Source organism: Sphingobium sp. Ant17, from assembly GCF_000588875.1.
GTDB lineage: Bacteria > Pseudomonadota > Alphaproteobacteria > Sphingomonadales > Sphingomonadaceae > Sphingobium.
The window spans coordinates 1-2,206 of the sequence record NZ_JEMV01000166.1 but is presented as its reverse complement, the minus strand read 5'-3'; the positions used below and the strand labels follow the sequence as shown (position 1 = coordinate 2,206).

The 2,206-nt window shown below is 59.1% G+C and carries 1 protein-coding gene and 2 pseudogenes; 2 read left to right on the top strand and 1 reads right to left on the bottom strand.

What is annotated here, in order from left to right; genetic code table 11:
* Positions 1-239 (top strand): annotated as a pseudogene (locus tag BF95_RS25065) (hypothetical protein); the annotation flags it as partial.
* An 87-nt stretch (positions 240-326) separates the two neighbouring features.
* Here BF95_RS25065 and BF95_RS25060 read toward each other — a convergent pair.
* Positions 327-1,531 (bottom strand): annotated as a pseudogene (locus BF95_RS25060) (IS256 family transposase).
* Between the two features lie 286 nt (positions 1,532-1,817).
* Between BF95_RS25060 and BF95_RS25055 the strand changes: the two are divergent.
* The gene (locus tag BF95_RS25055) at positions 1,818-2,054 is read left to right on the top strand and encodes a hypothetical protein (protein ID WP_152542934.1); all 237 of its coding nucleotides are present in this window, start codon (positions 1,818-1,820) and stop codon (positions 2,052-2,054) included.
* Positions 2,055-2,206: the final 152 nt, after the last annotated feature.

The following is a 2,206-nucleotide window of genomic DNA, read 5'->3' as shown; positions in this document are numbered from 1 at the left end:
TTCATCTTGCATGTACTTGCGCCGCGGATTCAAGAGTTCTGCGCAGCTACCCAGAAGTGACGGTCAAGCTGTCGATGACCGATACGCTGGTGGATCTGATATCGGCTCATGCCGATGTTGCCATCCGCTTCGGCCAGCTTAAGGATTCATCCGTTCTGTTTCGGGAGATTGGGCAAGTCGGCATGGGCGCTTGGTGGGGGGCGCCCTCGCTGCTCGAGACGTGGGGCATGCCAAAATGAAAGTCGCTGATCTGAAGCGATCGTGTCCCACAGCGTGGTGTAGGTTCGCTGGGATAGCCACAGCGACCTCCGGCTAAGCCGGATTGATCATGCTGCCATGGCAGGCAACGTGATGATGGGATTATCGCTTAAACCTGAGACGCTTTCCAGTGTCATGTAGCGGCAGCGCTGCACTGCCCATTCATCGTTTTGTTCGAGGAGGATAGCGCCGACGAGACGTGTGATAGCGTCTTCGTTGGGGAAGATACCGACGACATCGGTGCGTCGCTTGATCTCGCCATTGAGGCGCTCGATTGGATTGTTGCTGTGAAGCTTGGTGCGGTGCTGGGCAGGGAAGGTCATGTAGGCCAGCACATCCTCCTCGGCGCTGTCCATCAGGGCAGCGAGTTTTGGCACGGTAGGGCGCAATTGATCRGCGACGCTACGCCATTGGGCCTTTGCGGCCTCTGGAGTTTCCTGGGCGAAAGCGGTGGCGATGAATGCCGACACGACCCGGCGTCCGCTCTTGCCGGCATGGGCCAGCGCATTGCGCATAAAATGAACCCGGCATCGCTGCCAGGTGGCGCTGAACACTTTGGCGACRGAAGCTTTTATGCCTTCATGGGAATCGGAGACACCAGCTTCACGCCGCGCAGACCGCGACGGGCAAGGTGCGTAGAAAGTCGGTCCAGAAGACCTCAGCTTCGGAATGACCGATCGCCATGCCGAGCACTTCGCGCCGGCCATCGCTGTTAACGCCAACGGCAATGATGACCGCGACAGAGACAATGCGACCGGCTCGCCGCACTTTGATGTAGGTCGCGTCCATCCAGAGATAGGGCCAGTCGCCTTCGATCGGACGATCGAGAAAGGCCTTCACCCGCTCGTCGATCTCCACGCACAGTCGGCTGACCTGGCTCTTTGAGATCCCACTCATGCCCATGGCTTTGACCAGATCGTCCACAGAGCGGGTCGAGATCCCCTGGATATAAGCTTCCTGGATGACGGCCGTCAGTGCCTTCTCTGCCATACGGCGGGGGCTCCAGAAACCCCTGGAAAAATATGTTCCCTTGCGCAGTGGGGGATCCGCAGCTCGACCGTCCCCTGCTCGCGTCTCCCCAGTCCCCGATCCCCGATAGCCGTTGCGCTGCGCGAGGCGCTCAGGATCTTTTCTCACCATAGGCAGCGCCGGTCGCACCGCCCACTTCCAGTTCCATCAGCCGCTGCGCGGCAAAGCCGATCATGTCGCGTAGAAAATCGCCGTCGGCTGTCTTCCCAACCAGAGCGTGCAGGTCCATCTTGTCATTGGTCATCGGAGGTCTCCGTAAGTTGAGCTTCGCAACCCAAACTTATCCGAAGTTCGCCGGTGACCACCCGCGAAACTGACCGGCCGCTACAGCGCTTTATCGATGAGCGCGCGTCCGGTCAGCTTCGCTACCCTCAAAACCTACACCACGCGCCGGGACACGACCTCTGAAGCGATACAAGCAGGTCGCCTTCAGGAACCCCCGTGCGCCTCAAACGACTGGTGGTTCGAAGGGCACTCAAGCCCGATCCGCATCCCTCCTTCGTTGCATGCGGATAACGGTGAAGCGGTGCGTGCGTTGGTCCTTGCAGGGTGCGGGTTGGCGCAATTTTTCCGATTACATGATCGATGCGGACATTAGCTCTGGAAAGCTCGTGCCGCTCCTTGCCGACAAGCTCAGAACACCCGCTCTACAGGTCAGTGCGCTGTATTCGGAGCAGGCCAGTCGATTGGGCAGGATGAAGGTCTTTCTGGACTGGTTGAGCGATGTGACCGTGGATATGTTCACCGGCCGATCAACGGCAATCTGATCTCGAAGCACGGTGATTCGAGCTTGCGGCTGCTTTGCGCCCCAATGTTGACTATAGCGGAGCGCCTAAAAGATCGCCCTGAAAAGCGGGCATGCTTGCCGATAGGTCTCAAAAGGCGGGGGTCGAGGGGGCAAAAGCTGCCTGGCCGCATT